At 70.9% G+C, this 23,411-nt stretch carries 22 protein-coding genes; 14 read left to right on the plus strand and 8 right to left on the minus strand.

Annotation, left to right across the window (positions count from 1 at the left end; translation table 11 throughout):
- Positions 1-32: 32 nt before the first annotated feature.
- Entirely contained in the window at positions 33-1,160 is a 1,128-nt protein-coding gene (locus tag F0P95_RS14810) for a COG3904 family protein (RefSeq protein WP_182334862.1), read from the minus strand.
- A 163-nt stretch (positions 1,161-1,323) separates the two neighbouring features.
- Between F0P95_RS14810 and F0P95_RS14815 the strand changes: the two genes are divergently transcribed.
- From F0P95_RS14815 to F0P95_RS14825, 3 genes are all read left to right on the plus strand, one after another.
- Positions 1,324-2,793: a DNA-3-methyladenine glycosylase 2 gene (locus F0P95_RS14815; protein WP_182334863.1), complete on the plus strand. Its 1,470-nt coding sequence runs from the start codon at positions 1,324-1,326 to the stop codon at positions 2,791-2,793.
- Positions 2,790-3,299 (plus strand): methylated-DNA--[protein]-cysteine S-methyltransferase, encoded by a 510-nt coding sequence (locus F0P95_RS14820; protein ID WP_182334864.1) that lies wholly within the window; start codon positions 2,790-2,792, stop codon positions 3,297-3,299. The genes F0P95_RS14815 and F0P95_RS14820 overlap by 4 nt, the downstream gene beginning before the upstream one ends.
- Before the next feature lie 64 nt (positions 3,300-3,363).
- Complete coding sequence (locus tag F0P95_RS14825; RefSeq protein ID WP_182334865.1) at positions 3,364-4,617, plus strand: alkaline phosphatase family protein; 1,254 nt, start codon at positions 3,364-3,366, stop codon at positions 4,615-4,617.
- Positions 4,618-4,743: 126 nt separating this feature from the next.
- Here the strand turns inward: F0P95_RS14825 and F0P95_RS14830 are convergent, their stop codons facing one another.
- Positions 4,744-4,926, minus strand: a complete 183-nt coding sequence (locus tag F0P95_RS14830) for a 30S ribosomal protein THX (RefSeq protein WP_054666917.1) — start codon at positions 4,924-4,926, stop codon at positions 4,744-4,746.
- Positions 4,927-5,034: 108 nt separating this feature from the next.
- On the minus strand, positions 5,035-5,445 hold the full coding sequence (locus tag F0P95_RS14835) for a MerC domain-containing protein (RefSeq protein WP_182334866.1): 411 nt from the start codon (positions 5,443-5,445) through the stop codon (positions 5,035-5,037).
- A 129-nt stretch (positions 5,446-5,574) separates the two neighbouring features.
- On the opposite strand from F0P95_RS14835, the gene F0P95_RS14840 reads away from it, so the two are divergent.
- The 5 genes from F0P95_RS14840 to F0P95_RS14860 all read left to right on the plus strand — a co-directional run bounded on the left by F0P95_RS14840 (position 5,575) and on the right by F0P95_RS14860 (position 13,120).
- Positions 5,575-7,779 carry a TonB-dependent receptor gene (locus tag F0P95_RS14840; RefSeq protein ID WP_182334867.1) on the plus strand — a complete coding sequence of 735 codons (2,205 nt, stop codon included), beginning with the start codon at positions 5,575-5,577 and terminating at the stop codon, positions 7,777-7,779.
- A 166-nt stretch (positions 7,780-7,945) separates the two neighbouring features.
- Positions 7,946-8,512: a TetR/AcrR family transcriptional regulator gene (locus F0P95_RS14845; RefSeq protein ID WP_182334868.1), complete on the plus strand. Its 567-nt coding sequence runs from the start codon at positions 7,946-7,948 to the stop codon at positions 8,510-8,512.
- On the plus strand, positions 8,509-10,173 hold the full coding sequence (locus F0P95_RS14850) for an MFS transporter (RefSeq protein ID WP_182334869.1): 1,665 nt from the start codon (positions 8,509-8,511) through the stop codon (positions 10,171-10,173). The genes F0P95_RS14845 and F0P95_RS14850 overlap by 4 nt, the downstream gene beginning before the upstream one ends.
- Positions 10,170-11,333 (plus strand): HlyD family secretion protein, encoded by a 1,164-nt coding sequence (locus tag F0P95_RS14855; protein ID WP_182334870.1) that lies wholly within the window; start codon positions 10,170-10,172, stop codon positions 11,331-11,333. The genes F0P95_RS14850 and F0P95_RS14855 overlap by 4 nt, the downstream gene beginning before the upstream one ends.
- Positions 11,334-11,419: 86 nt before the next feature.
- Positions 11,420-13,120 (plus strand): amidohydrolase, encoded by a 1,701-nt coding sequence (locus F0P95_RS14860; RefSeq protein WP_182334871.1) that lies wholly within the window; start codon positions 11,420-11,422, stop codon positions 13,118-13,120.
- 34 nt (positions 13,121-13,154) lie between these two features.
- Here the strand turns inward: F0P95_RS14860 and F0P95_RS14865 are convergent, their stop codons facing one another.
- The 3 genes from F0P95_RS14865 to F0P95_RS14875 all read right to left on the minus strand — a co-directional run bounded on the left by F0P95_RS14865 (position 13,155) and on the right by F0P95_RS14875 (position 15,640).
- Positions 13,155-13,643 carry a transcriptional repressor gene (locus tag F0P95_RS14865; protein WP_056931428.1) on the minus strand — a complete coding sequence of 163 codons (489 nt, stop codon included), beginning with the start codon at positions 13,641-13,643 and terminating at the stop codon, positions 13,155-13,157.
- A 16-nt stretch (positions 13,644-13,659) separates the two neighbouring features.
- Positions 13,660-15,063, minus strand: a complete 1,404-nt coding sequence (gene gltX / locus F0P95_RS14870) for a glutamate--tRNA ligase (protein WP_182334872.1) — start codon at positions 15,061-15,063, stop codon at positions 13,660-13,662.
- A gap of 136 nt (positions 15,064-15,199) precedes the next feature.
- Positions 15,200-15,640 (minus strand): copper chaperone PCu(A)C, encoded by a 441-nt coding sequence (locus F0P95_RS14875; RefSeq protein ID WP_182334873.1) that lies wholly within the window; start codon positions 15,638-15,640, stop codon positions 15,200-15,202.
- Between the two features lie 38 nt (positions 15,641-15,678).
- Between F0P95_RS14875 and F0P95_RS14880 the strand changes: the two genes are divergently transcribed.
- The 4 genes from F0P95_RS14880 to F0P95_RS14895 all read left to right on the plus strand — a co-directional run bounded on the left by F0P95_RS14880 (position 15,679) and on the right by F0P95_RS14895 (position 19,235).
- Entirely contained in the window at positions 15,679-16,461 is a 783-nt protein-coding gene (locus tag F0P95_RS14880; protein ID WP_182334874.1) for an enoyl-CoA hydratase/isomerase family protein, read from the plus strand.
- Between the two features lie 77 nt (positions 16,462-16,538).
- Positions 16,539-17,435 (plus strand): acyl-CoA thioesterase II, encoded by an 897-nt coding sequence (gene tesB, locus F0P95_RS14885; RefSeq protein WP_182334875.1) that lies wholly within the window; start codon positions 16,539-16,541, stop codon positions 17,433-17,435.
- A gap of 2 nt (positions 17,436-17,437) precedes the next feature.
- Positions 17,438-17,959 (plus strand): putative signal transducing protein, encoded by a 522-nt coding sequence (locus tag F0P95_RS14890; protein ID WP_182334876.1) that lies wholly within the window; start codon positions 17,438-17,440, stop codon positions 17,957-17,959.
- Positions 17,960-18,026: 67 nt separating this feature from the next.
- Entirely contained in the window at positions 18,027-19,235 is a 1,209-nt protein-coding gene (locus F0P95_RS14895; RefSeq protein ID WP_182334877.1) for an RNA polymerase sigma factor, read from the plus strand.
- Positions 19,236-19,316: 81 nt separating this feature from the next.
- On the opposite strand, the gene F0P95_RS14900 is transcribed toward F0P95_RS14895, so the two are convergent.
- Positions 19,317-19,883 carry an EF-hand domain-containing protein gene (locus F0P95_RS14900; protein WP_182334878.1) on the minus strand — a complete coding sequence of 189 codons (567 nt, stop codon included), beginning with the start codon at positions 19,881-19,883 and terminating at the stop codon, positions 19,317-19,319.
- A 179-nt stretch (positions 19,884-20,062) separates the two neighbouring features.
- Between F0P95_RS14900 and F0P95_RS14905 the strand changes: the two genes are divergently transcribed.
- On the plus strand, positions 20,063-20,827 hold the full coding sequence (locus F0P95_RS14905; RefSeq protein WP_182334879.1) for an arginyltransferase: 765 nt from the start codon (positions 20,063-20,065) through the stop codon (positions 20,825-20,827).
- 62 nt (positions 20,828-20,889) lie between these two features.
- A complete protein-coding gene (locus F0P95_RS14910; RefSeq protein WP_182334880.1) occupies positions 20,890-22,092 on the plus strand; it encodes an endonuclease/exonuclease/phosphatase family protein in 1,203 nt (400 codons plus the stop codon).
- A gap of 79 nt (positions 22,093-22,171) precedes the next feature.
- Here the strand turns inward: F0P95_RS14910 and purT are convergent, their stop codons facing one another.
- Positions 22,172-23,371, minus strand: a complete 1,200-nt coding sequence (purT, locus tag F0P95_RS14915; protein ID WP_182334881.1) for a formate-dependent phosphoribosylglycinamide formyltransferase — start codon at positions 23,369-23,371, stop codon at positions 22,172-22,174.
- Between the last annotated feature and the right edge of the window lie 40 nt (positions 23,372-23,411).

Consider the following 23,411-nt stretch of genomic DNA (forward strand, 5'->3'; position numbering starts at 1 on the left):
TGCGGCCGGCGGCCGGCACCGGGCCGCGGCGCTCACAGGTCGCCGCGGCGCGGCTCCACCCCGGCCGTGGCCGGCGTCACCGCCGGCAGCGGCGCGGCGTCGGCCGGCAGCGCCAGCAGCGCGGTGTCGATCTCCGACAGCGGGCTCTCGTCGGGGCAGGTCTCGTCGGGAAACCCGAAATGCTCCTTCAGCGCCTGCCCGCAGGTGGTCACCGCGTCCAGCTCGGCGCCCTCGAGCTTGCACTGGCGGTCGAACGCGATCAGGAACGCATCCTTGCGGCGCACGAAATCGTCGCCGCACTTGCGCATCTGCTTGATCCGCTCCAGGTCGTCCTGCACCGCGTTGGTGCCGTCCAGGCCGTACTGCTTGAGCTCCTCGCTGGTGAGCAGGCGCAGGCTGCGGTTGGGCACGGTCATCATCAGGTCGGCCACGCCCACCGCCACGCCGTTGCGCTGCAGGTAGTCCTTCACGTTGTCGTAGACCTCGTGCAGTTCCTTGTTCAGCTCGGCACGCGAGGTGGCGGTGGAGCTGATGCGCATCATCCGGTGGATGCCGACCTTGCCCGAGATCAGCCGGTTGTCGCCGGCAGCCAGCACGAACACGCAGGCGCTGTGGCAGATGGAGCCCTCGCGCACCCAGATGGTCCAGCCGGACTCGCCGATGCTGTCGCCGGCAACGATCGCCGCCTCCACCTGGCCGCCGCTGGAGTCCAGGTCGAGCACGCGCTTGCCGATCTTCTTCGCGTCGGCCACCACCGCCAGGCGCGAAACCATCGCAGCGAAGGACGGGTTGATCTTGCCGGCGTAGCGCACCCGCACCAGGCCGCGCTCGCGGCACGGTTCCAGCGCGGCATCCAGGGTCTTGCGGTCCAGCGCCTCAAGCGCGGCGCCATCGCCGGCCTCGCCGGCATAGTCGGTGTCGCAGCTGACCCAGGCCTTGCCGTTCTCCAGCACCACCTCCGGCCAGGCCTTGTCGCGCGCCGGCTTCACCGGCGGCGGCGGCGGCGGCGCATCGGCCGCATTGATCGACACCATGTGGTCGCCATCGGCGGCCAGCGCCGCGGCCGGATCGGCGGCCGCCACCGGCCTGCCCTTGTCGGCGGGACTGCAGGCGAGCAGCCCGGCACACAGCAACGGCGACCACCAGAATCTGCGCAACATGGACAACGATCGGATCCGTGCAAGGGCGCGGCGCGCCAGGGGGACAACAGTCTAGTCCGCATTGGCGCCAGCGCCGCAATGCGCCCTGAACCGGGCGGCCCGCACGGGCATTGATGTCCGGAAATGGCCAGTACGCGATCGCCACCGGCCCTAGACTGGCGCCATGAGCCATCCCGTGCTGCCCAGCCACGACCAATGCGAACAGGCCCGCCTGGCCCGCGACGCGCGCTTCGACGGGCTGTTCTTCACCGCCGTGCGCAGTACCGGCATCTACTGCCGGCCGGTGTGCCCGGCGCCGCCGCCGCGCCGCGACAACGTCAGCTACTACCCCACTGCCGCGGCCGCCGCGGCGGCCGGCTATCGCCCCTGCCTGCGCTGCCGGCCGGAACTGTCGCCGGACGATGCCAGTTACATGCAGGACCACACCCTGCACCGGGCGCTGGCACTGCTGGACGAAGGCATCCTGCAGGACCGCCCGGCCGCCGCGCTGGCCGAGGCCATGCAGCTGAGCGCGCGCCAGCTGCAGCGGCTGTTCGTGGCCCGGCTCGGCGCCACCCCCGCGCAGCTGCATGCCACCCGCCGCCTGCTGCTGGCCAAGCAGCTGCTGACCGAAACCCACCTGCCGGTGACCGAGGTGGCGCTGGCCGCCGGCTTCAACAGCCTGCGCCGCTTCAACGATGCGTTCCTGGCCGGCTGCGGCATGCCGCCAAGCGCGCTGCGCAAGCGCCACGGCACGGTGGCCGGCGGCGAGCCGGTGCTGCGGCTGGCCTACCGCCCCCCACTGGATTTCCCGGCGATGCTCGGCTTCCTGCGCAAGCGCGCGATTCCCGGCATCGAGCGCATCGACGCCGACAGCTACCAGCGGGTGATCGTCACCGATGGCCGCGCCAGCCTGATCCGGGTCAGCGCCGACCCGAAACGCCCCGAGCTGCGGCTGCAGCTGGGCACCACCGACGCGCGCGCGATCCCGGCGATCGTGGCCCGGGTGCGGCGCGTGTTCGACCTGGATGCGGACCTGGCCACCGTGCATGCCTGCCTGGTGCACGAGCCGCTGCTGGCGCGGGGCATCGCGCGGCGTCCGGGCCTGCGCATCCCCGGCGGCTGGGACGGCTTCGAGGTCGCCGCGCGTGCGGTGCTGGGGCAGCAGGTCAGCGTCGCCGCGGCCACCACCCTGGCGCGGCGGCTGGTGGATCGCTTCGGACAATGGCTGGCGGACCAGCCCGACGGCCTGGACCGGCAGTTCCCCGGCCCCGATGTACTGGCCGAGGCGCCGCTGGAGAGCATCGGCCTGCCGCGTACCCGCGCGGCCACCCTGCGCGCGGTGGCCCGGGCCTGCAGCGAAGGCCGGCTGCAGTTCAGCCGCGCCCAGACCCTTGAACAGTTCGTCCACCAGGCCACCGCCCTGCCCGGCATCGGCCCGTGGACGGCGCACTACATGGCCTTGCGCGCACTGGGCATGCCCGACGCCTTCCCCGCCGGCGACCTGGTCCTGCAGCAGGTGCTGGGCGAGGGCCAACGGCTGGGCGAGCGCGCCACCGAGGCCCGCTCCCAGGCATGGCGGCCCTGGCGCGCCTACGCCGTCCTGCACCTCTGGCACATGGCCGCCGACCGCAACCAGGAACCCGCGCAATGACCCTGTTCTACGACCGCTTCGACAGCCCCATCGGCCCGCTCACGATCGCCGCCGACGACGCCGGGCTGCGCCACATCCTGTTCGCCAGCAACCGCCACGACGCCAAGGGCCGCGAACAGTGGCAGCACGCACCCGACGCGGTCGCCGAACCGCGCCGGCAACTGCTGGACTACCTGCACGGCAGGCGCCGCGGGTTCGAGCTGGCGCTGGCACCGGTCGGCACCGAATTCCAGCTGCAGGTCTGGCATGCACTGGCCGAGATCCCGTTCGGCGGCACCTGGAGCTATCGCCAGCTGGCCCAGCGCATCGGCCGCCCCACCGCGACGCGCGCGGTGGGCGCGGCCAATGGCCGCAACCCGCTGCCGATCGTGCTGCCCTGCCACCGGGTGATCGGCAACGATGGCTCGCTGACCGGCTTCGGCGGCGGCCTGCCCACCAAGGCCGCGCTGCTGCGGCTGGAAGGCGCGCTGCCCGACACGGCCGCGGCGCCTTCGCTGTTCGACTGAAACCACGGCACCGGGCATGCCCGGTGTATGCCTGCTGTCATCGTAGCGGGACTATCATGGGCGGATGATTCAGTTCCGCACCTCCCTCGCGCTGCTCGGCGCCAGCCTGCTTGCCGCCTGCGCCTCGACCGGCCCGGCTCCATCCGTCGCCACCGCCACCACGGCGCCGCCCACCGTCCTGCTGCTGTCCATCGACGGCCTGCGCGCGGACATGGTCGAGCGCGGCCACAGTCCCAACCTGGCCCGGCTCGCGCGCGAAGGCGTGCGCTCGGTCGGCATGTCGCCGTCCTATCCTTCGCTGACCTTCCCCAACCACTACACCCTGGTCACCGGCCTGCGCCCGGACCACCACGGCATCATCCACAACAGCATGCGCGCCGAGGACCTGGGCGATTTCCGCCTGGACAACCGCGACGCGGTGACCAACCCGGCCTGGTGGGGCGGCGAACCGATCTGGGTCGGGGTGGAGAAGGCCGGCTACAAGAGCGCGACCTGGTCATGGCCCGGCAGCGAGGCCGCCATCCAGGGCGTGCACGCCAGCCAGTGGCACGCCTACGACGAAAGCGTGCCGCTGCCCGAGCGCATGCACCTGGTGCTGTCATGGCTGCAGGGCGCGCCCGACGGCCACAAGCCGCGCCTGGTCGCCGCCTACATGGAGCAGGTCGACAAGGCCGGGCACACCTATGGCCCGGATTCGCCCGAGTACGCCAACGCGCTGCAGCAGGTGGACGCCGCCATCGGCCAGCTGCTGGACGGCATGCGCCGCGACGGCCTGCTCGACCAGACCAACGTGATCGTCGTGTCCGACCATGGCATGGCCACTGTCCCGGACGGACAGGTGATCGCCACCGAGGACATGGTCGCGCCGGAGATCGCGCGCGAGGTGTCGGTCGGCCAGTCGGTCGGCTTCGCGCCGCAGCCGGGGCGCGAACGCGAGGCGGAAAAGGCCCTGCTGGGCGCCCACCCGCACTACGACTGCTGGAAGAAGGACCGCCTGCCGGCACGCTGGCACTACGGCAGCCACCCGCGCATTCCGCCCATCGTCTGCCAGATGCATGAAGGCTGGGATGCGCTGACCCGCAAGAGCATCGCCAGGCGCCCGCCCGGCAGCCGCGGCTCGCACGGCTATGACCCGGCGCTGCCGTCGATGCAGGCGGTATTCGTCGCCCGTGGCCCGTCGTTCCGCCAGGGGGTGCTGCTGCCGCGGTTCGACAACGTCGATGTCTACCCGCTGCTGGCGCGGTTGACCGGCATCACCGCGGCGCCGAACGACGGCGATCCGCAGGCGCTGCGGCAGGCGCTGCGTGGGCAGGACTGAGCGGCAACCACCGATGGCCTGCCGTGGATCCATCTGGTGACCAGCCGCCTGGCAGCGCGCTGCCAGGCGGCCTCCAAAAAAAAAAAGCGGCGCAAGCGCCGCTTTTTCGCTGATGCCAGCCCGGGATCAACCGGCCTTGGCCACCGTCTTCTTGGCCACGGCCTTCTTGGCCGGGGCCTTGGCGACAGTCTTCTTGGCGACCGGCGCAGCTGCGCCCACGGCCACCTTGCTCACCGAATGCGAGCGCGCGTTGCCGTAGCTGGCGTTGTAGCGCTTGCCCTTGGCGGTCTTACGGTCACCCTTACCCATGTCGTCAACTCCTTAGTGTGAAATCAGATTGCCCCGTACTGACACGGGTTCGGCGAGGCCGCTGTAGCAGCGCCCCCGCGCGTGAAGTGGAAGCCTAACATGCGCCCCTCAATGCGCGCAGCTGGCGTCGTGCACGTGGCGGTGGTTGAGGCGCAGGTTCATCAGATGGGCCAGGCCCACCAGCGCGCCGCCCAGGGTCATCACCACCGCATGCGGTATGCGCGAGTGGTGCAGTTCGGCATGCAGCAACCCGGCCCACAGCAGCACCAGCCCCGGGACCAGCAGCGCCAGCGCGCGCAGCGCGCGGTGGCGACGGTAGCCCCAGAGCAGGCTGAACAGGCCAAGGAAGGTCACGAACAGCACCACCGCCTGCTCGACCCCGTCGCTCAGCCAGAACGACAGGCCCAGCGACGGCGCCAGCGCCAGCAGGGCCGGCAGCGCCGCACAGTGGACCGCGCACAGCAGCGAGCCGGCGGCACCGAAGCGGTCGAGGAACTGGCGGGACGATTTCGGTGGCATGACTTCCAGCAGGGGCGGTGGCGCGTTATGGAATAATATAACATTATCCAACCACCCGGTTGAGCCCCGGTTCCTCTCCGCCCGTCCCGGCCGTCCCACGCCCCTCAATTGATACAAAGTAACAACACCATGACCCGACCCGTCCTTTCCCGCCGCTTTCCGCATCTCGCCCGCCACGCCCTGTCCGTGGCGCTTGTCGCCGCCCTTCCCGCCGCCGCCCAGGCTGCCGACAATACCGATGGGCAGAGCCATCACCTGACCGAGCTGTCCACGGTCAAGGTCACCGCCTCGCCGCTGCAGAGCGATGCCGAATCGCTTGCCCGCCCGGTCGCCGTGCTGACCGGCGAGGAACTGGATGCGCGCAAGGGCGCCACCCTGGGCGACACCATCGCGCGCATGCCCGGCGTGCAGACCAGCAGTTTCGGCCCCGGCGTGGGCCGGCCGATCATCCGCGGGCAGGAAGGCCCGCGCGTGGCGGTGGTCGCCAACGGCGTCGGCAACATGGACGCGTCCACCGTCAGCGCCGACCACGCCACCAGCATCGAGCCGTTCCTGGCCGACCAGATCGAGGTGCTGAAAGGCCCGGCGACCCTGCTGTTCGGCAGCGGTGCCATCGGTGGCGCGGTCAACGTGGTCGACGGCCGCATCGCCCGCGACCTGCCCGGGCGCCCGCTCAGCGGCCGCGCCGAACTGCGCGGCAACAGCGTCAACAACGAGCGCAGCGGCATGTTCCGGCTCGACGGCGTCAGCGGCGGCAACCTGGTGCTGCATGTCGACGGTCTGGTGCGCAACGGCGATGACTTCCGCATTCCCGGCCGTGCGATCGACCCGGCCGCGCTGGACGACGACCATGACGACCACGCCGATCACGGCGACGAACTGGGTCCGCGCGGCCGCCTGGAGAACAGCGCCATGCGCACCCGCGCCGGTGGCGTCGGCGCCACCTGGCTGGGCGAGTCCGGCTTCCTCGGCGCCTCGCTGGGCACCTACCGCAGCAACTACGGCATCCCCAACGGCGCCCATGTCCACGCCGGCGACGATCACGACCATGACCATGACGACCACGCCGACGAGGACCCCGGCGAACACGACGTGCGCATCGACATGGTGCAGAACCGCTTCGACCTGAAGGGCGGGCTGTACGACCCGCTGCCGTTCCTGCAGAGCCTCACCGTCCGCGCCGCCTGGACCGACTACGAGCACACCGAGCTGGACGCCGGCACCCCGTCCACGCGCTTCACCAACAAGGGCGTGGAGGGCCGCGTGGAAGCAGTGCAGCAGCCGCTCGCCGGCTGGAACGGCGCCTTCGGCCTGCAGTTCGGCGACAGCGACTTCGGCGCGCAGGGCGAGGAAGCCTTCGTCCCCGGCACCACCACCCGCAGCCTGGGCCTGTTCGTGCTGCAGGAAAAGCAGTTCGGCCCGCTCAAGCTGGAACTGGGCGGCCGCCACGACCGGGTCCGGCTGAGCCCGGAGGGCACCGCGCCCGACCGCGACTTCGGCGCCACCAACCTGTCGGCGGCCGGCATCTGGACGGTCAACGACCACTTCGACCTGCGCTTCGGCGTGGACCGCTCCGAGCGCGCACCCACCAACGAGGAGCTGTATGCGGCCGGCGCGCACATCGCCACCCGCTCGCTGGAGATCGGCGACGCCAACCTGGACACCGAGCGCGGCCACCGCATGGAGCTGGGCCTGCACGCGCACAGTGACCGCATCGACGTCTCGGCCGCGGTCTACCAGACGAAGTTCAAGGACTTCATCTACCTGGCCGACACCGGCGTGGTCGAGCAGGGCCTGCCGGTGCGGATCTGGACCCAGCAGGACGCTACCTTCAAGGGCGCCGAGGCCGAAGCCATGTTCCACCTGGTCGAAGGCGACAGCGGCGACTGGGACCTGCGCGTGTTCGGCGATTACGTCAAGGCCGAGCTGGACGGCAACGGCAGCCGCCGCGCCGAGATCGCCGTGCCGCATGGCGACCACAGCCACGATTACAGCGTGGACCTGGCCAACGGCGGCTACCTGCCGCGGATCGCGCCGGCACGGCTCGGCGCCGACCTGCGCTGGGCACGCGACGGCTGGCGCGCTTCGCTGGGCGCGGTCCGCTACGCCAGCCAGCGCGACGTCGCGCTGAACGAGGCGCCCAGCGCCGGCTACACCCTGGTCGATGCGCACCTGGCGTACCGCTGGGACCGCAGCGGCAGCAACAGCTACGAGGTGTTCCTGGATGGCAGCAACCTGGGCAACCGCCAGGCGCGTCCGCACACCTCGCTGCTGCGCGACTACGCACCGCTGCCCGGCCGCGGCGTCGCCTTCGGCATCCGCGCCTGGTTCTGAGCGCGCGCCGCAGCGCCACTGCGTGAGGAAGGGGCCGCAAGGCCCCTTCCGCTTTTCCGGCACCCGGGCAACACCCCCGGCGCACGCATGAATGGCCGCTTTGCCGGGCACTGCATTTCACGCCGCGCTCATTGCAAGCGGACATTTTTGTCCGGATCATGTGCGCATGACCTCGATCCGTTCCGATGCCGCCGCGCGTCGCGCCCAGCTGTTGGATGCGGCCGACGCCGTGTTCGGCGAACACGGCATCACCGCGCCGCTGGACCTGGTGGTGGAGCGCGCCGGCGTCGGCCGCGCCACCCTGTACCGCAACTTCCCCGACCGCGCCGCGCTGATCGAGGCGATGCTGCAGCGCACGCTGGAGAAGATCCAGGCGCACGTGGCCGAACTGGGCGAGCGCGACGATGCCCTGTTCGAACTGCTCGACGGCATGGCCAGGCGCATCGTGCATTCACCGGCGCTGGCCGACTACTGGCGCGCCGTGGACCAGAACGACCCGCCGATCCGTGCCGCCCGCCTGCGCGTGCTGAAGCTGATGGAACCGGCCCTGGAGCGGGCGCGGGCGGCGGGCCTGTGTCGCCCGGACCTGGCGCTGGCCGACCTGTCCCTGGTATCGAGCATGCTTGGCGCGGCGCTGCGCGGGCGCACCCGCGCCGAACGCGCCCGCCTCGCCACCCGCGCGCTGCAGCTGCTGCGCCCCGGGCTGGCCGCGACCGGGGGCGCCGGCGGATGAAGCCGCTCAAGCCGATCCCGGACTGGGAGGAACACGAAAAACCCACCCTGCCCGGCTCCGCGTCGATGCCCTGGCATCCGCCGCACCGGCGCGCGGCCTACGCCGCGGTGGCGGTGCTGGTTGCGATCACCGGCGGGCTCGGCAATGCGCTGCTCAGCGCCAACCTGCCGTGGATCCAGGGGCAGATGGGCCTGCAGCCGAGCGAGGCCAACTGGCTGGCGACGGCCTACGTGATGGTCAATGTCACCGCCAACCTGCTGGTGTTCAAGTTCCGCCAGGAATACGGCATCCGCCTGTTCGCCGAGCTGGGGCTGGGCGTCTACGCCGCGCTGGCGGTGCTGCACCTTGCCGTGGGCGGGCTGGCGACGACGCTCCTGGTGCGCGCGGCCAGTGGTTTCGCCGGCGCGGCCTGCACCACCCTGGGCACGCTGTACATGCTGCAGGCGCTGCCGCGCCGCTACGTGGGCAACCTGCTGGTGGTCGGCATGAGCCTGTCGCAGCTGGCGGTGCCGCTGGCGTGGCTGGTCTCGCCGGGCCTGCTCGACCACGGCCAATGGCACAACCTGTACCTGTTCGAGGCCGGGCTGGCGCTGTGCGCGTTCGCCGCGGTGGTGATCCTCAAGCTGCCGCCGGGCATCCAGATCAAGGTGTTCGAGCCGCTGGACTTCGTGACCTTCGCCATCCTCGCACCGGCACTGGCGATGCTGGTCATCGTGCTCAGCCAGGGCTACCTGCACTGGTGGTTCGACACGCCATGGCTGGGCGCGCTGCTGGCCGCGGCGACGGTGCTGGTGCTGGCGGCGTTCCTGATCGAACACTATCGCCGCAACCCGCTGCTGCAGATCCGCTGGCTGATGGGGCCGACGATGCTGCGCTTCATCGCCGGCGCGTTCCTGATCCGCTTCCTGACCAACGAGCAGTCGTACGGCATGGTCACGATGATGCGCACGCTGGGCATGGGCCCGGAGCAGATGGCGCCGCTGTTCGCGGTGATCCTGCTCGGCGTGCTGGCCGGCATTGCCGCCGGTGCGCTGACCTTCGGGCCGAAGGCGCTGATCCCGCAGTTGCTGGCCTCGATCCTCCTGCTCGGCAGCGCGGCCTTCCTCGACCAGCACCGCACCAGCCTGGACCGGCCGATGGATTTCGCGCTGAGCCAGTTCCTGGCCGCGGTGGGCAGCGGCATGTTCATGGGCCCGCTGATGCTGATGGGCATCCGCCAGGCCATGGCCCGCGGCCTGGACCACATCGTGTCCTTCATCGTGGTGCTGTCGCTGACCCAGACCTTCGGCGGCCTGGCCGGCTCGGCCCTGCTGGGCAGCTACCAGCTGCACCGCGAACACGTGTATTCCAGCCAGCTGGTCAGCCAGCTGGATCCGGCCGATGCGGTCGTCGCCCAGCGCCTGCATGCGCTGCAGCAGGGCTATGCCCGTGTCATCACCGACCCGGCGCAACGCCAGGCGCAGGCGGCCGCGGCACTGGCCCAGGCGGCGCGGCGCGAGGCCAACGTGCGCGCGTTCAACGACGTGTTCGCGCTGAGCGGCTGGCTGGCGATCGGCTTCCTCGGCTGGCTGCTGCTGGAAGTGCTGTTCCGCAACCCCACCGTAAGAAAAGCGATGCGACCGGCCACGGCCGCGACGCTGCAGACGAAGCGACCGACATGAGCAATACACAGGAAAACCCCGGCAGCGGCAACGCGCAGATCACCGACGCCAGCGATGGCGAAGCCGCCGCGGCATCGGCATCGGCGCCGATCTCCAAATACAACACCCCCAGCCGCGCCAGCGTGGTGGTGATGGTGGTCATCGCCCTGGTCGGGCTGACCCTGATCCTGCGCGCCTGGCAGCTGTGGCCGTTCACCAGCGACCACGTGCATACCGACGACGCCTATGTGCGCGGGCAGGTGACGGTGCTGGCGCCACAGGTCAGCGGCTATGTCACCGAGGTGCTGGCCAGGGACTTCGACCGCGTCAAGCGCGGCCAGCCGCTGCTGCGCATCGACGACCGCAGCTACCGGCAGAAGGTCGAGCAGGCCGAGGCGGCGCTGGCCGAGGCACGCGCGCAACTGGCCAACTCCGTCCAGAGCCAGGCGCAGAACCGTGCGCAGATCGCTTCGGCGCGGGCCAACCTGGCAGCCGGCCAGGCCGAACGGCAGCGCACCGGCACCGAGCTGCAGCGCTACGAAACCCTGGCCGCGCAACAGCTGGTATCCAGCAGCGACCGCGACAAGCTGCGCGCCAGCGCGCAGGCGGCCAGCGCCGGCGTGGCGCAGTCGCAGGCGGCCATCCGCATCGCCGAGGAAGACCTCACCGCCACGCGCGTCGCGCGGCAGGGGCTGGAGGCCAGGGTCGCCAGTGCGCAGGCGGCGCTGGAACTGGCACGGATCGACCTGGACAACACCGTGGTCCGCGCCCCGCGTGATGGCCAGTTGTCCGAGGCCTCGGTGCGGCTGGGCCAGTACGTCACCGCCGGCACCCAGTTGCTGTTCCTGGTGCCGGACGCCCCCTGGATCGTGGCCAACTTCAAGGAAGGCCAGACCTGGAAGATGACCATCGGCCAGCCGGCGACCTTCAGCGTCGATGCATTCCAGGGCCAGCGCCTGCGCGGCCATGTCGAGCAGATCGCCCCGGCCACCGGCTCGGAGTTCGCGGTGCTCAAGCCGGACAACGCCAGCGGCAACTTCACCAAGGTCGTGCAGCGGCTGCCGGTACGCATCGCCATCGATGCCGGCCAGCCCCTGGCCGCACGCCTGCGACCGGGCATGTCGGTGGTGGTGGACGTGGATACGGCCGCCGCGCCCGGCATGGGCAGCGGCAGGCCCTGACGCCCACGCGGCGACGCCACGCTCACCTTGCGCTGGCACGCCACGCGCTAAGCTCCGGGCATCGTCCGTGGCTATGGAGCGCACCCATGAAACTGCTGTTGGCCCTGCCGATCCTGGCGGCACTGCATGGCACCGCCGATGCGGCGGACACGCTGTACTCGGGCGGACCGATCATCACCCTCGATGACCGGCAGCCGCAGGCCGAGGCGGTGGTGGTGCGCGACGGCGACATCGCCTTCGTCGGCTCGCGCAAGGCCGCGCGCGCCTTCAGCCCGCACGCGCGCCAGGTGGACCTGCACGGCCATACCCTGGTCCCGGGCTTCATCGACGGCCACGGGCATGTGTCCGGCGTCGGCCTGCAGGCGCTGTCGGCCAACCTGCTGCCCGCGCCCGACGGCGAAGGCAATTCGATCCCCGCGCTGCAGCGGATCATGCGCAGCTACCGTGCCGCCGACACCGTGCCCGGCGGCCGCCCGATACTGATCGGCTTCGGTTACGACGACTCGCAGCTGGCGGAAAAGCGCCACCCGACGCGCACCGAACTGGATGCCATCGCCACCGACATCCCGGTCATCCTGATGCACCAGTCCGGGCACCTGGGGGCCTACAACAGCAAGGCGCTGGAGCAGGCCGGCATCACCGCCGACACCCCCGACCCCGCCGGCGGGGTGATCCGCCGCGAGCCCGGCAGCCGCGTTCCCGACGGCGTGCTCGAGGAGAGCGCGCACAGCCTGGCCCTGGCCAGGCTGATGCCCACGCTCAGCCTGGAACAGGCCATGGCGATGTTCGAGGCCGGCCAGGCGTTGTACATGAAGTACGGCTACACCACTGCACAGGACGGCAAGACCGATGCCGGCACCCTGGCGATGCTGCCGCTGGCCGGCAAGGCCGGCAGGCTCAAGATCGACGTCGTCGCCTACCCCGACATCCACGTGGCCCTGGACAGCCCGGCCATGCGCGGCCCGTACTACGGCCCCGACTACATCGACCATTTCCGCATCGGCGGGGTCAAGATCAGCCTGGATGGCTCGCCGCAGGGCAAGACCGCCTGGCTGAGCCAGCCGTACTACAAAGTGCCCGCGGGCGAGAAAGCCGATTACGCCGGCTACCCCGCCTACACCGACGCGCAGGCGAACGAGCTGATCGGCAAGGCCTGGGACCATGGCTGGCAGGTGCTGGCGCATGCCAACGGCGATGCCGCCATCGACCAGTTCATCCACGCTGTGGCCGCGGCCGAAGCCGCGCACCCGGGCAGGCAGCTGATGCCGGTGCTGATCCACGGCCAGACCCTGCGCCGCGACCAGGTGGGCGAACTGCGCCGGCTCGGCATCTTCCCCTCGCTGTTCCCGATGCACACCTATTACTGGGGCGACTGGCACCGCGATTCGGTACTCGGTCCGGAACGCGCCGAGAACATCTCGCCCACGCGCTGGGTACTGGATGCGGGCATGGTGTTCACCTCGCACCACGATGCGCCGGTGGTGTTCCCCGATGCGATGCGGGTGCTGGACGCCACGGTCAACCGCACCACCCGCAGCGGGCGCGTGCTCGGCCCGGAACAGCGGGTGACGCCGGAACAGGCGCTCAAGTCCATCACCCTGTGGGCTGCGCGGCAGTATTCCGAGCAGGACCGCAAGGGATCGATCGAAACCGGCAAGCGCGCCGACCTGGTGGTGCTCTCGGACAATCCGCTGACCATCGCGCCGGCCCGGCTGCACACCATCAAGGTGCTGCAGACGATCAAGGACGGCGAGGTCGTCTACCCCGTGGGGCAACCGGGGAAATAAGGCGCGGGACGGGCTCCCGCGGCTGCCACGCAGCTCAGCCCGCGCAGTCGGCGCACAACCCGTGCACTTCCAGGGTCTGCGCCTGCGGCTTGAAGCCCAGTTCGCGGGCGCGGTTTTCGAGCTGGCGGACGATGTCGCGGTCCTCCAGCTCGACCGCGCTGTGGCAGCGGTCGCAGATCAGGAACGGCACCGAATGCTGGTTGCTGCTGGGGTGGTGGCAGGCGACGAAGGAGTTGACCGAGGACAGCTTGTGGACGAAGCCGTTGGCCATCAGGAAATCCAGCGCGCGGTACACGGTGGGCGGGGCATCGGCGCCCACGCCCTTGCCCTCGCGCACCCAGTCCAGCAGTTCGTAGGCCTTGACCGGCTTGCCGGCTTCGGCGATCAGCCGCAGCACGTTGGCGCGGATCGGCGTGAGCCGCAGTCCGCGCTCGCGGCACACCCGTTCGACCACCGCGATGAAATCCGCCGCGTCGTCGACGTGGTGGTGGGGGGCGGTACAGCTGTGCTCGTGTCCGGTCATGTCTGCCTCGGCGGGATCAACCCTTCGGGACCTTGATGAGTGCGGCGTCGATGCGTTTCAAGGCTTCGTCGCGGCCGGCCAGGTACACCGTGTGCGAGATGTCCGGGCTGACCTGGGTGCCGGTGATGGCCACGCGCAGCGGCTGTGCGACCTTGCCCATGCCGGTCTCCAGCGCCGCGGCGGTGTCGTGCAGGGCCACGCCGACGCTCTCGGCGGTCCACTGCGGCAGCGCCGCCAGCAGCTCGCGCGCCTTGCCCAGCGCCAGTTCGGCGCCGGCCTTGAAGTGCTTGGCCACGGCCGCCTCGTCGTACTCGGTCAGCGGCCGGTACCAGACCACCGCCTTGTCGGCCATTTCCTTCAGCGTCTGCACGCGTTCGCGCAGGGCGATGACCACGTCCACCGGCGCCGGGCCGGCGGCCAGGTCCAGGCCCAGCTTTTCCAGCTGGTAGACCAGGTGCGGCACGATGCGCTCCGGCGCCTCGGTCTTGAGGAAGTGCTGGTTGACCCAGCCGAGCTTGGCCATGTCCAGGCGCGAGGCCTTGGAGTTGCAGTTCTTCACGTCGAACAGATCGATCAGCTCCTGGCGGCTGAACAGCTCCTGGTCGCCATGCGACCAGCCCAGGCGCGCCAGGTAGCTCAACAGCGCATCGGGCAGGTAACCGGCGTCCTTGTACTGCATCACGTCGGCCGCGCCGGTGCGCTTGGACAGCTTCGCGCCCTGCTCGTCGAGGATCATCGGCATGTGCCCGAACTTCGGCACCGGCGCGCCGATGGCCTGGTACAGGTTGATCTGGCGCGGGGTGTTGTTGATGTGGTCGTCGCCGCGGATGACCTCGGTGATGCCCATGTCCCAGTCGTCCACCACCACCGCGAAGTTGTAGGTGGGGTAGCCGTCCGGACGGAAGATCACCATGTCGTCCAGTTCGCTGTTGGCGATCTCGATGCGGCCCTTGATCAGGTCGTCGAACACCACGCTGCCGTCGAGCGGGTTCCTGAAGCGGATCACGCGGTTCGGGTCGTCCTTGAACGGCAGGCCCAGGTCGCGCGCGGCGCCGTTGTAGCGCGGCTTCTCCTGCCGGGCCATCGCGGCCTCGCGCATGGCATCGAGCTCTTCCCGGGTCTCGTAGGCGTAGTAGGCCTTGCCGACGGCGATCAGCTGCTCGGCCACTTCCTTGTAGCGGGCCACGCGGTCGGTCTGGTAGACCGGGCCTTCGTCATAGTCCAGGCCCAGCCAGTCCATCGCTTCCAGGATCGCGTCGATCGCCGCCTGGGTGCTGCGCTCGCGGTCGGTGTCCTCGATGCGCAGCACGAATTCGCCGCCGCGGTGGCGGGCCTCCAGCCAGCAGTACAGCGCGGTACGGGCGCCACCGATGTGCAGGTAGCCGGTGGGACTGGGAGCGAAGCGGGTGCGGACGGTCATGAGGAGCGGGAAAGTGGGAATCGGCGCATTTTACCGCGAAGGCGCATCAAGCCCCGCTCCCACCGCGCCCAGGCCATGGCGGACGGGCGGCAACCTGCCCGTTCGCCCCGGGCCCGGGCCGTTGCGGCCGGGCGGCTCAGGGCTTGCGCACCACCAGTTCGCCCTGCACCTCGGTGCCATCGGACAGGACCAGCGACAACGGCACGCGCTGGCCCTCGCGCAACGGACCGGTGCCGTCCATCAGCATCAGGTGCAGGCCGCCGGGCTTGAGCTCGACGCCCTTGCCCGCCGCGACCGGCAAGCGTTCGATCGCGCGCATGCGGCTGACGCCATCGACCAGCGTGGTCTCATGCAGGGACACGTCCTTGAACGCCGGGCTGCGCACCGCGGTCACCGCCACGTCCGCCTTGCAGGCGTTGTCGATGCGACCGAAGCCACCGGCCATGTGCGCCATCGCCGGGAAGCGGATCCAGCCGCCGTCCAGGCGCACGCACGGGGATGGGGCGGCCTGCGCCACGGCGCTGGCGGCGACGCCCGCGACCGCCAACAGTACGCACGCGAATGGTTTGGTTATCATCGGACCATCGACTCCCTGCCGTAATTCGAGGCCGCAGCATGACAACGCTCATCGACACGATCAACCACGGCCCCGTCCGCGAACTGCGGCTGGCACGGCCGCCGGTCAACGCGCTGGATACCGAGCTGTGCCGCGCGCTCATCGCGGCGATGAACCAGGCCATGGCCGAGGACGTGCAGGGCGTGGTGCTGTCCGGCAGCGAGCGCGTCTTCACCGGCGGCATGGACGTGCCCTACCTGCTGCGCCATGGCGAGGACCGGCAGCGGCTGATGGACAGCTGGCAGGCGTTCTTCGGCGCCGCGCGCACGCTGGCCGACAGCCGCATCCCGGTGGTGGCCGCGTTGACCGGGCACTCCCCGGCCGGCGGCTGCGTGCTGGCGCTGTGCTGCGACTACCGGGTGATGGCGCGCAGCGCCGACCCGGCCAAGCCGTACCTGATCGGCCTGAACGAGGTGCAGGTGGGACTGGTCGCGCCGGAAGGCATCCAGCGCCTGATGCGGCGCGTGGTCGGTGCGCACCGGGCCGGGGTGCTGCTGGCGGGCGGGCAACTGGTCAGCGCCGAGCGCGCGCTGGAGATCGGGCTGGTGGACGAGCTGGCCGACGGCGCCGATGCCGTGGTCGCGCGCGCGCTGGCCTGGCTGCAGGCGCAGCTGAAGCTGCCGCGGCAGCCGATGCTGCAGACCCGCGCCATCGCCCGCGCCGACCTGCACGAGGCGATGCAGCCGCAGCACATCCAGCTGGAGCGCTTCGTCGAGGCCTGGTACTCGGCCGACGCCCAGGCGGCGCTGCAGGCATTGGCGGCGAAGCTGGGCAAGGCCTGAGGCCATGCATGGCGACCCCGTGGCCGCCGGGCCCCGGCCGCTATAATCGCCGCCTGTCGAAACCCAGGCCCGCCGTCTTGCTCCCCAACGCCGACCCCGTGGTACCCGAACTGATCGACCTGCTGTCGCTGGAGCGGCTGGAGGACAACCTGTTCCGGGGCCAGAGCCGCGACATCGGCACCAAGTACGTGTTCGGCGGGCAGGTGCTGGGGCAGGCGCTGGCCGCCGCCCAGGCCACCATCGACAACGGCCGCCACGTGCATTCGCTGCACGCCTACTTCCTGCGCGCCGGCAACATCGACCACCCGATCATCTACGACGTCGACCGTACCCGCGACGGTGGCAGCTTCTCGGTGCGCCGGGTTACCGCGATCCAGCACGGCAAGGTGATCTTCTTCTGCGCGGCATCGTTCCAGCAGGCCGAGCGCGGCGCCGAGCACCAGCACAAGATGCCCGAGGTGCCGCAGCCCGAAGACATCGAGCCCAACCGCCCGCTGCCGCCGGAAGTGCTGGAGCGGCTGCCGGTGAAGGTACAGCGCTGGCTCTCGCGCGGCGGCCCGTTCGAATTCCGCCACGTCTACCCGCGCGACGAACTCGATCCGCCCAAGCGCCCGCCCTACCACCAGGTGTGGATGCGCCTGAACGAACGCGTCGGCGACGCGCCGGAACTGCACCAGGCGCTGCTGGCCTACGCCTCGGATTTCCACCTGCTGGGCACCGCGACCTTCCCGCACGGCATCAGCTACTACCAGCCGCACGTGCAGATGGCCTCGCTCGACCATGCCATCTGGTTCCACCGCCCGTTCCGGGTGGACGACTGGCTGCTGTACTCGCTCGACAGCCCCAGCGCGCAGGATGCGCGCGGCCTGGCGCGGGGCCAGTTCTTCACCCGCCAGGGCGTGCTGGTGGCCAGCACCGCGCAGGAAGGGCTGATCCGGGTCGCGCCGGCCGCCGGCGAAGGCGGCGGGGAGTAAACATGCGCAAGATTTTCTCCAGCCAGCGCGTGGAAAACGCCGAAGGCGTGGCCAACCTGCTGCGCGAGGCCGGCATCGAGGTCCGCCTCACCAACGGCCGCTCGTACCAGAGCAGGCGCCGCGGCCAGTTCAGTTACCTGGACAAGAAGGACGACAGCCAGCTGCCCACGGTGTGGGTGGTGCGCGCCGACGACCAGCCGCGCGCCCGCGAGATCCTGCGCGATGCCCGCCTGCTCGATACCACCCGCCGCGACCATCCGGTCGCCGATTACGCGTTCCGCGACGCTCCGGCGCAGTCCGGCGGCCGCGGCTGGGCCTGGCGCATCCGCATCGCCCTGCTGCTGGTGATCGCCGGCGTGGCCCTGGTGATCATGCTGCGCCACCGCGCCACACCGCCGGCCGCACCGGCACCCGCGCCGCAGGTGCAGCCGGCACCGGCCCAGGACAGCGGTGACGGCTTCCGCGTACGCATCCAGCCCAGCCAGCCGGCACCGGCCACGCCGCCGCCACCGCCGAAGCCCTGACCGGCAAGCGGGCAGTCACATCGGCCGGCGGGCTCCGTCCTGTGCTGCAGACCACCGGGAGCCGCCCATGACCGCTGCCACGCTCGAATCCCTGCTGCACCGCGAACTGCCCGCCGCCCGCGGCGGCTGCACCCAGTCCTACGGGCGCATCGTGGTGGCCTGCCAGAACACGGTGACCGCCATCGCCCTGGCCATCACCCGCGACGTGCAGGCCAGCGAGGACATCGCCCAGGAAGCCTTCATCAAGGCCTGGCAACAGCTCAACCAGCTCAACAACCCCTCCAGTTTCCTGCCCTGGCTGCGGCAGATCACCCGCAATCTCGCCCGCGACTGGCTGCGCGCCAACCGCAACCGCCCGCTCAGCGGCCAGGCGGCCGAGATCGCCATCGGCATGGCCGCCGACCCCACCCCCGATGCCGCCGAAACCATGGCGCGGGTGGAGGAGGAACTGGTCGCCGAGGAAATCATCTCCGCCCTGCCCGAGGACAGCCGCGAGGCACTGCTGCTGTTCTACCGCGAGGGCCAGAGTTCGCAACAGGTCGCCGCGCTGCTGGGGTTGAGCGACGCGGCGGTGCGCAAGCGCCTGTCGCGCGCGCGCGCCACCGTGCGCGAGGAAATGCTGCGTCGCTTCGGCGAGTTCGCGCGCAGCAGCGCGCCGGGCACCGCGTTCGCCGCCACCATCGGCTCGCTGCTGATGGTGGCCGCGCCCGGCACCGCCAGCGCCGTGGTGATCGGCAGCAGCGCCGGCCTGGCCGGCGCGGGCAAGCTCGGCGCCGGCGGCATGGGCGCCAGCGCCGTGGGCGGCGGTGCGGCGGGCGGTTCCGTCGGCATGCTGGCCAACACGCTGATGGCCGATGGCTTCAACTTCGGCCTGGCCCTGGGCGCCACCATCGGCGGCACCGCGGCCGCCTGGGTGGGCGGGTTGTACCTGCTGCACTACGCCGAATCGGCCGCCGAGCGCGCACAGGTACAGCGCTTCATGCGCCTGCACACCGCCACCGCCGCGCTGTTCTGCGGGAGCACGCTGCTGGTGGTGGTGCTGCACCTGGGGCTGGTGGTGTCGCTGGCGACGCTGCTGGTGGGCATGTGCGCGATCAACTACCAGTACCTGGTCACGCTGCCGCGGATCATGGGCCCGATGCTTGCCCGCGATGCCGCCCGCCACGGCCGCAGCGGCCCTACCCGCCTGTACAACAGCCTGTTCGGCCGCAGCGCGGTAGCCGTGTCCAGCGTGCTGGTGGTCGCCGCGGTGCTGTACGTGCTGCTCGCGCGTTGACCGCCGCGCCCGCGGCCAATGCGGCGGGCGGTAAAAGCAGAGCCCCGCGCGATGGCGGGGCTCTGTTTCATCGGCGCTGGCTCACTTGGCCGCCGGCCCCTGCATCGGGCGCGGACCGCGCGTGCCCATCTTGGCGCGGGCAGCTTCCAGTTCGGCCGGGCTCAGCTTGCCGTCCTTGTCGGTATCGGCATTGCGGAACCATTCCTCGCGGCGCTGCTTGGCGCGCGCGTCACGGTCGGCCTGGTCGATGAAGCCGTCCTTGTTGACGTCCATGCGCTGGAAGAAGGCCTGGTACTCGGCGCTGCTGACGCGGCCGTCGTGGTCGCTGTCCATCATCCGCATGAAGCCGTGGCCGCCGTGCCCGCGCGGGTGGCCGCCCATGCCGCGGTGGCCGTCGCCGCCGCGGGCATGCCGGCGCGGCATCTCCTCGCGCGACAGCCTGCCGTCCTTGTTCTCATCCAGTTCGTCGAAACGCTGCGCCAGGCGCGGGTGCGCGGCGGCTTCCTGGCGGTCGATCGCGCCGTCGCCGTTGGCATCCAGCCGTGCCGGGCCCGGCTTCTGCGTGGGCGCGGTGGCGGCCAGGGTGGCGCCGGTGGCGGAAGCGGCCAGCAATACGGCCAGCAGGATCAGGGGTTTGCGGTGGGTCATGGTCTGGCTCCGGTGGTGGGAAATCGGGCGCAGCGGCTGCGTCCTCATGGCAATCAACGCCTGTCGGCCGCGCGCGTTGACGCCGGTGCCGGGGATGTTCATGGCGCAGACAGCCCGTCCCCGTTCACGCAGTGCTGCCGGACGCATGTATTGAGACCGCCGGCCGCTATGCTGTGGCCATGGCCCTGCACGGCGACTCCCACGAAGAACTGCGCCTGTTCCAGACCGGCGAGCACCCCTGCGGCTATTTCCCGGAGCGGCGCGCGCGCGACCTGGTGCTCGACCCGCAGGACAGCCGCCTCGGCGAGCTCTACCCGATGGCATTGGGCTGGGGCTTCCGCCGCTCCGGCGACCTGGTCTACCGCCCGCACTGCCAGCAGTGCCGGGCCTGCGTGCCGGTGCGGGTGCCGGTGGACCGCTTCGCACCCGACCGCAGCCAGCGCCGCTGCCTGGCGCGCAACCAGGACCTCGATTGCCGGGTGCTGCCGGCCGCACGCACCGACGAGCAGTTCGCGCTGTACCGGCGCTACCTGGCCGCACGCCATGCCAAGGGCGGCATGGACGACCATGGCCCGCACGAGTTCGACCAGTTCCTGATCGGCGGCTGGTCGCATGGGCGCTTCCTCGAGATCCGCGCCCCGGGTACCCCCGGCCGGCGTGGCCGGCTGCTGGCGGTGGCCGTCACCGACGTCACCCCGCTGGGCCTGTCGGCGGTCTACACGTTCTTCGATCCGGATGAACGCGGGCGCGGGCTGGGCACCTACGCGATCCTGCAGCAGATCGACTGGGCGCAGCGTTGCCGGGTCCCCCACCTGTACCTGGGCTACTGGATCGACGGCCACCGCAAGATGGACTACAAGCGCCGCTACCGCCCGCTGGAGAGCTTCGATGGCAGGCGCTGGCTCGACGTGGACACCGGCACCGGCACCGCCCCCATCCCCTAGCCCGCCCCCCGGGCAGCGGCATTGCCATCCCGGCTTCATCGCCCGGGTGCGAGAATGCCGCCATGAACAAACACACCCTGCTCCTGGCCCTGACGATGCTCGGCACCGCCTGCACCAGCACTGCCCCGGCCACCGCGCCGGCAGCGCCGGCCACTCCCCAGCTGCGGCTGGCGACCTACAACACCTCGCTGTATTCGGACGACGCCGGCGGCCTGATCCGCGAACTGGAAGGCGACAGCGCGCATGCGCGCAAGATCGCCGCGGTGCTGCAGCGCGTCCGTCCCGACCTGGTGCTGCTCAACGAGTTCGATTTCGACGAGGCCCATCGCGCCGCGGACCTGTTCCAGCAGCGCTACCTGGAAACCGCGCAGGTCGGCGGCGGCGAGGCGCTGCGCTATCCGTATCGCTACCTGGCCCCGGTCAACACCGGCGTGCCCAGCGGACTGGACCTGGACAACAACGGCAGCGTCGGCGGCAAGGGCCGCGAACGCGGCAACGATGCCTGGGGCTACGGCCTGCACCCGGGCCAGTACGGCATGCTGGTGTTGTCGAAGTACCCGATCGACAGCGCCGCCGTGCGCAGCTTCCAGCGGCTGAAGTGGAGCACGCTGCCCGGCGCGACCCGCCCGCTCGACCCGGACACCGGCAAGCCGTTCTGGAACGACACGGTCTGGTCGCAGCTGCGGCTTTCGTCCAAGTCGCACTGGGACGTGCCGGTGCGTACCCCGCTGGGCACGGTGCACGTGCTGGCCTCGCACCCGACGCCGCCGGTGTTCGACGGCCGGGAAAAGCGCAACGCCGCGCGCAACCATGACGAACTGCGGCTGTGGAAGGAATACCTCGACGGCGGCGACGCGCCATGGCTGTGCGACGACCAGGGCCGCTGCGGCGGACTGGCCGCGGATACGCGCTTCGTGATCGTCGGCGACCTCAACAACGACCCCGCCGATGGCGATGGCCGCCATGACGCCATCCTGGAACTGCTGGAGCACCCGCGGGTACTGCGCTACCCGACCCCGGCCAGCCCCGGCGGCGAGCAGACCAGCCTGGCGTATGCGGAAAAAGGCATCGTGCGCCGCGGCGCGCCGCAGCATGCCACCGGCGATTTCGGCCCGCGCTCGGGCACCATGCGGCTGGATTACGTGCTGCCTTCGACCGGTTTCAGCTATCTCGACGGCGGCGTGTTCTGGCCCGCGGCCGGCACCCCGGAAGCCGCGATCGCCGACGGCAGCGACCACCACCTGGTATGGGTGGACGTGCGCTGAGCCTGCCCGCAGGCAGCAGCGACTGAAGAAAAAACGCCGGCGACTGCCGGCGTTTTCCGTTGCCGCGCGGGCCGGCAGGTCAGCGCAGCGCGATGCCGATGGCCGCGGCCGCGTCGCGGGCGATGGCGCGGGCCTGGTCCACGTCCACGGCACGGGCCAGGGTGACGCCGACACGACGCTGGCCCTGCACCACCGGCTTGCCGAACAGGCGCAGCGCCGAATCCGGGTGCGCCAGCGCATCGGCCACGTTGCTGAAGAACGGCACGCCATTGCCCTGCGCCAGCAGCGCGCACGACGCCGACGGGCCGTGGTGGCCGATCACCCCGCTGTCGCCGGCGCCGACCGGCAGGCCGAGGATGGCGCGCGCGTGCAGCGCGAACTCGCTCAGCTCCTGCGACGCCAGCGTCACCAGTCCGGTGTCGTGCGGGCGCGGGCTGACTTCGCTGAACCACACCTCGTCGTTCTTCACGAACAACTCGACCCCGAACACGCCCCAGCCACCGAGGTCGTCGGTGATCGCGCGCGCCACCGCCTGCGCGCGCGCCAGCGCGGTGGCCGACATCGCCTGCGGCTGCCAGCTTTCGCGGTAATCGCCGTCGCGCTGCAGGTGGCCGATCGGCGCGCAGAACGCGGTGCCGCCGGCGTGGCGCACGGTAAGCAGGGTGATTTCGTAGTCGAAATCGATGAAGCCCTCGACGATGCAGCGCCCGGCACCGGCGCGACCACCGGTCTGCGCGTAGTCCCAGGCCGGGCCGATATCGGCCTCGCCGCGCACCGTGCTCTGGCCCTTGCCCGAGGACGACATCACCGGCTTGACCACGCACGGCAGGCCGATGGCCTGCACCGCGGCGCGGTACTCGGCCTCGGTATCGACGAAGCGGTACGGCGAGGTCGGCAGGCCCAGGGTCTCGGCCGCCAGGCGGCGGATGCCCTCGCGGTCCATGGTCAGGCGCGCGGCGCGCGCGGTGGGGATCACCCGCAGGCCCTGCGCGGCCTCGAGCTCCACCAGGGTCGGGGTGTGGATGGCCTCGATCTCGGGCACCACCAGGTGCGGCTGTTCGCGCGCGATCACCGCCCGCAGCGCCTGCGGGTCGAGCATGTCGATCACATGGCTGCGGTGCGCGACCTGCATCGCCGGGGCATCGGCATAGCGGTCCACGGCGATCACTTCCACGCCGAAGCGCTGCAGTTCGATCGCCACTTCCTTGCCCAGTTCGCCCGAACCGAGCAGCAGCACGCGGGTGGCGGAAGGCGACAGCGGGGTACCAAGCGAGGTCATCGGGCGGATCCGGACGGGAACGGGGCGCACATTCTAGCCG

The organism is Stenotrophomonas acidaminiphila, from assembly GCF_014109845.1.
GTDB lineage: Bacteria > Pseudomonadota > Gammaproteobacteria > Xanthomonadales > Xanthomonadaceae > Stenotrophomonas > Stenotrophomonas acidaminiphila.

Bases quoted from the DNA above. Each gene is read 5' to 3' on its own strand.
- purT (WP_182334881.1), bottom strand. From the start codon at position 23,371: ATGACCTCGCTTGGTACCCCGCTGTCGCCTTCCGCCACCCGCGTGCTG.
- F0P95_RS14900 (WP_182334878.1), bottom strand. From the start codon at position 19,883: ATGACCCACCGCAAACCCCTGATCCTGCTGGCCGTATTGCTGGCCGCT.
- F0P95_RS14875 (WP_182334873.1), bottom strand. From the start codon at position 15,640: ATGATAACCAAACCATTCGCGTGCGTACTGTTGGCGGTCGCGGGCGTC.
- F0P95_RS14820 (WP_182334864.1), top strand. From the start codon at position 2,790: ATGACCCTGTTCTACGACCGCTTCGACAGCCCCATCGGCCCGCTCACG.
- F0P95_RS14850 (WP_182334869.1), top strand. From the start codon at position 8,509: ATGAAGCCGCTCAAGCCGATCCCGGACTGGGAGGAACACGAAAAACCC.
- F0P95_RS14910 (WP_182334880.1), top strand. From the start codon at position 20,890: ATGAACAAACACACCCTGCTCCTGGCCCTGACGATGCTCGGCACCGCC.
- F0P95_RS14810 (WP_182334862.1), bottom strand. From the start codon at position 1,160: ATGTTGCGCAGATTCTGGTGGTCGCCGTTGCTGTGTGCCGGGCTGCTC.
- F0P95_RS14865 (WP_056931428.1), bottom strand. From the start codon at position 13,643: ATGACCGGACACGAGCACAGCTGTACCGCCCCCCACCACCACGTCGAC.
- F0P95_RS14825 (WP_182334865.1), top strand. From the start codon at position 3,364: ATGATTCAGTTCCGCACCTCCCTCGCGCTGCTCGGCGCCAGCCTGCTT.
- F0P95_RS14840 (WP_182334867.1), top strand. From the start codon at position 5,575: ATGACCCGACCCGTCCTTTCCCGCCGCTTTCCGCATCTCGCCCGCCAC.
- F0P95_RS14855 (WP_182334870.1), top strand. From the start codon at position 10,170: ATGAGCAATACACAGGAAAACCCCGGCAGCGGCAACGCGCAGATCACC.
- F0P95_RS14890 (WP_182334876.1), top strand. From the start codon at position 17,438: ATGCGCAAGATTTTCTCCAGCCAGCGCGTGGAAAACGCCGAAGGCGTG.
- F0P95_RS14815 (WP_182334863.1), top strand. From the start codon at position 1,324: ATGAGCCATCCCGTGCTGCCCAGCCACGACCAATGCGAACAGGCCCGC.
- F0P95_RS14830 (WP_054666917.1), bottom strand. From the start codon at position 4,926: ATGGGTAAGGGTGACCGTAAGACCGCCAAGGGCAAGCGCTACAACGCC.
- F0P95_RS14845 (WP_182334868.1), top strand. From the start codon at position 7,946: ATGACCTCGATCCGTTCCGATGCCGCCGCGCGTCGCGCCCAGCTGTTG.
- F0P95_RS14880 (WP_182334874.1), top strand. From the start codon at position 15,679: ATGACAACGCTCATCGACACGATCAACCACGGCCCCGTCCGCGAACTG.
- F0P95_RS14905 (WP_182334879.1), top strand. From the start codon at position 20,063: ATGGCCCTGCACGGCGACTCCCACGAAGAACTGCGCCTGTTCCAGACC.
- gltX (WP_182334872.1), bottom strand. From the start codon at position 15,063: ATGACCGTCCGCACCCGCTTCGCTCCCAGTCCCACCGGCTACCTGCAC.
- F0P95_RS14835 (WP_182334866.1), bottom strand. From the start codon at position 5,445: ATGCCACCGAAATCGTCCCGCCAGTTCCTCGACCGCTTCGGTGCCGCC.
- F0P95_RS14860 (WP_182334871.1), top strand. From the start codon at position 11,420: ATGAAACTGCTGTTGGCCCTGCCGATCCTGGCGGCACTGCATGGCACC.
- F0P95_RS14895 (WP_182334877.1), top strand. From the start codon at position 18,027: ATGACCGCTGCCACGCTCGAATCCCTGCTGCACCGCGAACTGCCCGCC.